The sequence below is a fragment of the Pseudomonadota bacterium genome (genome assembly GCA_030860485.1).
Classification (GTDB): Bacteria; Pseudomonadota; Gammaproteobacteria; order JACCXJ01; family JACCXJ01; genus JACCXJ01.
This window is the reverse complement of record JALZID010000185.1, coordinates 1-5,646: the sequence shown is the minus strand read 5'-3', so window position 1 is coordinate 5,646 and position 5,646 is coordinate 1. Positions and strand designations below refer to the sequence as shown.

8 protein-coding genes and 2 pseudogenes are annotated in these 5,646 nt (G+C 58.4%); 3 read left to right on the top strand and 7 right to left on the bottom strand.

Features of this window, described 5'->3' with window-relative positions; genetic code table 11:
- Positions 1-189 precede the first annotated feature (189 nt).
- The 5 genes and pseudogenes from M3461_10210 to M3461_10190 all read right to left on the bottom strand — a co-directional run bounded on the left by M3461_10210 (position 190) and on the right by M3461_10190 (position 2,788).
- The gene (locus M3461_10210; GenBank protein MDQ3774696.1) at positions 190-729 is read right to left on the bottom strand and encodes a PilX N-terminal domain-containing pilus assembly protein; all 540 of its coding nucleotides are present in this window, start codon (positions 727-729) and stop codon (positions 190-192) included.
- A gap of 21 nt (positions 730-750) precedes the next feature.
- Positions 751-1,794 (bottom strand): PilW family protein, encoded by a 1,044-nt coding sequence (locus M3461_10205; protein ID MDQ3774695.1) that lies wholly within the window; start codon positions 1,792-1,794, stop codon positions 751-753.
- On the bottom strand, positions 1,785-2,294 hold the full coding sequence (gene pilV, locus M3461_10200) for a type IV pilus modification protein PilV (protein ID MDQ3774694.1): 510 nt from the start codon (positions 2,292-2,294) through the stop codon (positions 1,785-1,787). Before pilV ends, M3461_10205 begins: the two co-directional genes overlap by 10 nt.
- A complete protein-coding gene (locus M3461_10195; GenBank protein ID MDQ3774693.1) occupies positions 2,285-2,677 on the bottom strand; it encodes a GspH/FimT family protein in 393 nt (130 codons plus the stop codon). Before M3461_10195 ends, pilV begins: the two co-directional genes overlap by 10 nt.
- A gap of 33 nt (positions 2,678-2,710) precedes the next feature.
- Positions 2,711-2,788 (bottom strand): annotated as a pseudogene (locus M3461_10190) (fimbrial assembly protein).
- Between M3461_10190 and M3461_10185 the strand changes: the two are divergent.
- The 3 genes from M3461_10185 to M3461_10175 are packed head-to-tail and all read left to right on the top strand — an operon-like array spanning position 2,763 to position 4,985.
- Entirely contained in the window at positions 2,763-3,092 is a 330-nt protein-coding gene (locus M3461_10185; protein ID MDQ3774692.1) for a hypothetical protein, read from the top strand. The pseudogene M3461_10190 and the gene M3461_10185 sit on opposite strands and share 26 nt — an antisense overlap.
- A 56-nt stretch (positions 3,093-3,148) precedes the next feature.
- Complete coding sequence (locus tag M3461_10180; GenBank protein ID MDQ3774691.1) at positions 3,149-4,228, top strand: histidine kinase; 1,080 nt, start codon at positions 3,149-3,151, stop codon at positions 4,226-4,228.
- Complete coding sequence (locus M3461_10175; GenBank protein MDQ3774690.1) at positions 4,206-4,985, top strand: LytTR family DNA-binding domain-containing protein; 780 nt, start codon at positions 4,206-4,208, stop codon at positions 4,983-4,985. Before M3461_10180 ends, M3461_10175 begins: the two co-directional genes overlap by 23 nt.
- 111 nt (positions 4,986-5,096) lie before the next feature.
- Here M3461_10175 and M3461_10170 read toward each other — a convergent pair.
- Positions 5,097-5,304, bottom strand: a pseudogene (locus tag M3461_10170) (type II toxin-antitoxin system HicA family toxin).
- A 3-nt stretch (positions 5,305-5,307) separates the two neighbouring features.
- Positions 5,308-5,502, bottom strand: coding sequence for a type II toxin-antitoxin system HicB family antitoxin (locus M3461_10165; protein MDQ3774689.1), 195 nt, complete (start codon positions 5,500-5,502; stop codon positions 5,308-5,310).
- Between the last annotated feature and the right edge of the window lie 144 nt (positions 5,503-5,646).

Genomic DNA, 5,646 nt, shown 5'->3' with positions numbered 1-5,646 from the left:
TCATGAGAGGGCCTCCTTTGTGGGACGTATGACCTTCCGAAACCCATACATACCACGGAGCGCCCTCTCTTCCAAGCTTTTCCACTCTAACCTATTGATCCATCGTCGTTATAAAAGATCTTCACCCGATTCCTTTGGCATAGAGCGGGCGTTACCGTGATTGGGTTGTGGCTAAGTCCGGATGGCTCATCAGCGCTTGTAGAGGGATTGCACGAGGACGACGGCGTCGGTCGTGCCGCCGGTCGCGCGCGCCGTGACGCGGTAATACTGCGAGTCCTGGGCGACTCCGGCCTCCAGACTGTCGCCCGACTCGGCTACGGCGGGCATTTGTTCGATGATGTACGCCGGAGGGGAAGAAGTACTGGCCAGAGTACCGGAACTGTAGGTCACTTTCGAGATTCCGCTCCAATCGTTGGAACTGTCCCATATCTGGGCGTCTTCACGGGTCCCGTCGCAATTGACATCATTCCAACTATAACGGCCGTTGGCGCAGGAAAAAGTGGACACCGTGGGTAAGGTCAAGTACATTTCCCCGGCCCGCAAGGCGGATTCGGCGCCCTGAAAAGCCAGGTTGCGGTCGCGCATATTGCCGCTCATTTTTTCTTCCAGCGAGGTGACCTGCATGCCGGTGAGTCCGATGAGCGTCAGCAACAGCAAAAACAGCAGACTGACGACTAGAACACCCCCGGTTTCGGTTTTTCCCAGCTGGCGATGCGCTTCTGATGACATGTCGGTTTAAGTCCGTGCTGATTACGGGGAACGATTGCGCAAGTTGACGGTGGTGGTAAACGTGTGCCGCAAGCGGCGATCGGTAGCGGTCACGGTTGCGCCGTTGTAACTGTATGTTTGGGCGAGCTGGAGCAGATTGTTATCCAGGGTGCGCAGGAGCAGGCTCGCGCGAACGGCCACCACGTTGGCCAGATTGCTCACGCTGTTGACGGTAAGGTACTGATTAGGGATGCGATCACCGTCGGTATCCTCGCCGTAGAGGATTTGCATGTTTTCGACGCCTTCCACCAGTTCGATCGGGTTGTCTCCGCCCGTTGCGGCGGTGTTGTCCAGCCGCCACAAGGAAGGTTGTCCGCCGGCGCCGTTGGCGATGTAGTAGGTCCGTGAGGCAAAGATGAACAGTTCGGCATCCTGTTGATAGGTCTTGCTGAGAGCAGCATGAGCGACGTTCTGGGTTGGAGCGCCGCCGGATGTGCTGGTGGCGCGGAATAGATCCGCCGCCACGCAATCCGAAATCATCAGCGCGTCCCCTGCGTCGACGCCGCAGGAATTGGGCGACATGACCTGAATGTCCGCATTCACACCGACCATGTTGCCTTTCAGGTGCGCGCCGCAACCCTGGCTGAATTGCACGGTTATGACATCGGTATTGGGCAGGGGAGAGCTCGTCAAACCGCTGAGCGTACTCGACAGGGCTGGATTCCAGGACGATGAGGCGGCATCGTTGCCGGATGCGGCGGTCGCGGCGGTGAGCACGATGGTGGGCGAGTTGGCACTGACATTGGGGGTGATCGAGGAGAGATTGGCGCAACCGCTGAATCCCACCATGCGGATGTCGTTGGTCAACAGTTCCAGCGCGAAGCGGGCGTTTTCCTGCAAGCGAGATTGCGCGTCCTGCAAACGGTAGGTCTGTTTACCATCGAGAAAAATCTTGCTGGCGCCGGCGATCAAAATAAGCCCGATGACCAACGCGATCATGATCTCGACCAGGCCGACCCCTGCTTGGATCTTCCATGCCAAGATCGGCTGTTTGCGTGGAAGGCGGGTCATCGCGTTCAGTTCCATGGCTGGAAACTCATGACGAAGCGCTGATTCACCGCGACGGAGCGACTGTCGTCCCACCACACCTTGATGGCGTAAACCGTCCCCACGCCGTCACACGCGTCATCGTTCGGCGTGCTGTCAATACAAACCCTGCCTGTTCCGGACGGCAACTGCGCCGCCAGTTCGGCATTCCACTGGGAAAAGTCGTAGCCGGTCATTTGGGCGGTGGTGCATGGGCCCGTCGCGCAGTTATTCGTTGTAGACGCGCCGTTGTTGTATGTTCCGCCGCTGGCTGCATCCCTTGCCTCCACAATATTGGTGCGCATCCGATCCGCCATGTCGTAGGCTAGCTGGGTGGCCTGGGCACGAAAATAGGCACTCTGGTTGTTGCGCAGACCATTCATCTGCAATGCGGCCATTCCCAGCAAGCCAATGGCCAGAACCACCACGGAAATCAATATTTCGATCAGCGTGAAGCCGGCGCTGCCGTTCGTCAGACTAAGAAGCCGTTTCATCGGCATGTCACCGAAGCGATCCGGGCTCGTCCAGCCGCATTGACGACGATACTCCGGCCCGTCATGCCACTGGTGCCGGGGCACAGCGTCAGCGTGCCAGACTGAAAAGCGTTGCTCGTAAGGCGGGTGGCTCCATCCGCCGCGTAGGATAGGTAGTCGGCGACGTTGGTATTTCCGCTCAGCGTGGACGGAGAAATGGCTTGGTGAACCTTCAGCAAGACTTCTCCGGCGTCAAGCGTCGCGTCGTTATCGCTATCGACGAATATGAGCCACCCCTGTCCCCAAGCACCGGACGTGGTACATGCCGGAGTCGCGGCAAACGGGTCGGCGGTTTTGCAAAGCACAACCCGTTGTCCGCGTTTAACCGCCTCGCTCCGGGAAAGGTTCATCGATCCCAGCAAATTGTTCGCTTGCGTCGCCATGCGGTTATTCATAATCACCTGCTGAAAGCTGGGCACACCGATCATCAACACGATGCCGATGATCGCAACGGTGACCATCAGCTCAGTGAGCGTGAATCCGGAGGCGTTCAACTTGTTTATGCTTGGCCGTCTCTGTGTGCTAGCATGCCTTTCCTCTTGCTTCATGTGTCTTGCATATGCGTTGCTCTCGATGGCTCGTCGTATCGTTCAGCCGATCTTCTTTCTTGAGCGGAAAGAAGACCAACGCGAAGATTTATCCGACGAACGGGGATATTTGGCCAAGCAGAGCCCTGATCTTCGAGTTCAGGATACCAAGGCCGATACCTCCGGCGATGATGAAGATGCAGCGGGGCCGATCCTCCTCGGCCTGCCGCCGCTATAATTGAGCACGAGAGAACACCATAGTGAGGTCCAGGCTTGGGAAGTTGCGGTAGGGTCATGATATTGCCTGTCGCGCGCGCCACTGATCGCCTGTTCATACCCAACTTCTGCACCGCCCGGCCGGTGTTCGTGCTGGTTTTGATGGGCGAGCTTTTGGCCATCGTACTGACTCTATCGACCGCCACGGATGTAAACGCAAGCTTCGACGATCTGGCCCTGAAGTCGCTTTTCATTCAATGGGTTACTCTTTGCTGCGCCGCAGTTTTGTGCGCGAGCCGAACGCTTTACTCCCGCCTCAGCGAGGCCAGGGTAGCAATGGTCGCTTATGTATCGATGCTCGCGATCGCCTGGGTGTTGAGCGAGCTGGCGTGGTGGACCCTAGATTGCGTAAGCAACCCGATGCCCCTCGGTGTGGCTTCCAGGGGAGGGTTTTTGGCACGCAATCTGGCGATTGCGGCGATCGTGATGGCCATCGCGCTGCGTTATATGTATGTCCACCATCACTGGGAGCAGCGCATTGAATCGGAGGCCGAGGCCCGCCTCCAGGCCCTGGAGGCGCGCATCCGGCCGCATTTTTTTTTCAACTGCATGAACACCATCGCCAGCCTGACCCGCAGCCATCCAATGCTGGCCGAGGAAGCGGTCGAAGACTTAGCTGATCTGTTTCGAGCGAGCCTCCTGCCCGCCCGTCATCGGGTCACGCTCGGTGGGGAGCTTGAGCTGTGCCGACAGTATTTACGGATAGAAGCCCTACGCTTGCAAGATCGCTTGGCGATCGATTGGCAAATCGATGAGTTACCGGCGGACGCTTTGGTACCGGTGTTATCGATTCAGCCGCTCATCGAGAACGCGATCTACCACGGGATCGAGCCCTTACCCCAGGGTGGGGTGACTCGGATCAGGGGGCAGCGCGAAGGGCACCGGCTCACGGTCGTGATCGAAAATCCCAAGCCGAAGGATGGCAGGCGATCCTCGCGCGCAAGCCATGGCTTCGCCCAGGAAAACGTAGGGCAACGACTGCACGCTTTCTACGGCGGGTCGGGTGGGCTGAAAGTGGAGGACTTGGGCGACCACTATCGGGCGACATTATCATTCCCTTATGAACGCGCCGAAGATGCGGATCCTCATCGTGGATGATGAGCCGCTCGCGCGCGAGCGGCTCGCCTCACTGATCCGCGAGCTTGGGATCGGTGAGGTCGTGGGAGAAGCGGGAAACGGGGTCGAGGCCCTGACCGCCATTGCGGCGCATGCGCCGCAACTCGTGTTGCTCGATATCCGCATGCCTGGCATGGACGGGTTGGAGGTAGCGCAACATCTGGCCTACTATGAGCATCCCCCGGCGGTCATCTTTACGACGGCCTACGGGGACCACGCGCTTGATGCCTTCGAAGCTAGTGCCGTCGATTACCTGCTAAAGCCGATCCGCAAGGAGCGGCTCTTGCAGGGTTTCCAGCGGGCCGAAGTGCTGAGGCGGGGTCGGCTCGATATCCTCAAGGAGCAGACCGGTTCGACTCGAGCCCGAACCCATCTGAGCGCGCCGGTAGGCGGCAGCCTGAGGCTTGTGCCCGTGGATGAGGTGCTTTACTTCCAAGCGGATCAGAAGTACGTCACGGTAGTTTGGACGGGAGGAGAGCTCGTCATCGAGGAGCCGCTGAAAACCCTGGAGGCCGAATTCGGCGAGCGGTTCCTCCGCATCCACCGCAATGCTTTGGTATCGCTCTCCCGAGTCGAAGCCCTGGCGCGCGATGGTGTGGGTGGCCTAGCGGTAAAATTGCGCGGGACAGAAAAGCGGTTGCCGGTCAGCCGCCGGCTCAGCGGTCAGGTGCGCAGAAGTCTTAAATCGATGAGAAGGGCTGAGGAAGGCCTGCCGGCCGATGCGTATGGTCAGGACTAGTTCGAGTTGCTACAAAAGCCGCCGATTGTAGGGAGATTTAAAGCGCCAAAAAAACTGGGTACGCAGAGACCTTTGGGACAGACCCCGGCTACCCGATTCGGGCGGCTAGGCCTAGAGCAACTTACGGAATTGCTCGACAGAGAGTCCAGCATCGCGCACAAGACCGCCCATGGTGAAGGCATTGATCGGATCGTGACGAGGAACGGTGAGAATGCGCTGGCCATTCGTCATCACAATATGCTTGGCGTGCAATCCAGAATCCCGCCTTCTCAAAGGCACGCACTGCATCCAGGTGGTTGACGCCAGCAACTTTGGGCAATCGCTACACCGTGATCTCGACTTCGCGGACCTCTTCGCCACGGAACTGTTCCTCGACGACAGTTAGGTACTCGCGAATGGCACGGATATTGTCCAAGGCTTCCTGCTCCGAGCGTCCTTGCGACCAGCAGCCGGGCAGTCCAGGCACAGAGACGCTGTAGCCTTCGTCAGATTCGTGAATTGCGATCTTGTACTTCATTTGAACCTCCGAAAGTAGTATAGCTCTCTCGCATTTCAGATGCCCAGCTAACCTTTTCAAGGCTCGCGTTTTAGTTTAGCTTTAAGATCGGCGAAAGGCTTAAACGTGGCGGATCCCTCCGTTTCGGGGCCCAGAGTCATTCCC

Bases quoted from the DNA above. Each gene is read 5' to 3' on its own strand.
- M3461_10210 (MDQ3774696.1), bottom strand. From the start codon at position 729: ATGTCATCAGAAGCGCATCGCCAGCTGGGAAAAACCGAAACCGGGGGT.
- M3461_10205 (MDQ3774695.1), bottom strand. From the start codon at position 1,794: ATGGAACTGAACGCGATGACCCGCCTTCCACGCAAACAGCCGATCTTG.
- pilV (MDQ3774694.1), bottom strand. From the start codon at position 2,294: ATGCCGATGAAACGGCTTCTTAGTCTGACGAACGGCAGCGCCGGCTTC.
- M3461_10195 (MDQ3774693.1), bottom strand. From the start codon at position 2,677: ATGAACCTTTCCCGGAGCGAGGCGGTTAAACGCGGACAACGGGTTGTG.
- M3461_10185 (MDQ3774692.1), top strand. From the start codon at position 2,763: ATGCCGATGATCGCAACGGTGACCATCAGCTCAGTGAGCGTGAATCCG.
- M3461_10180 (MDQ3774691.1), top strand. From the start codon at position 3,149: ATGATATTGCCTGTCGCGCGCGCCACTGATCGCCTGTTCATACCCAAC.
- M3461_10175 (MDQ3774690.1), top strand. From the start codon at position 4,206: ATGCGGATCCTCATCGTGGATGATGAGCCGCTCGCGCGCGAGCGGCTC.
- M3461_10165 (MDQ3774689.1), bottom strand. From the start codon at position 5,502: ATGAAGTACAAGATCGCAATTCACGAATCTGACGAAGGCTACAGCGTC.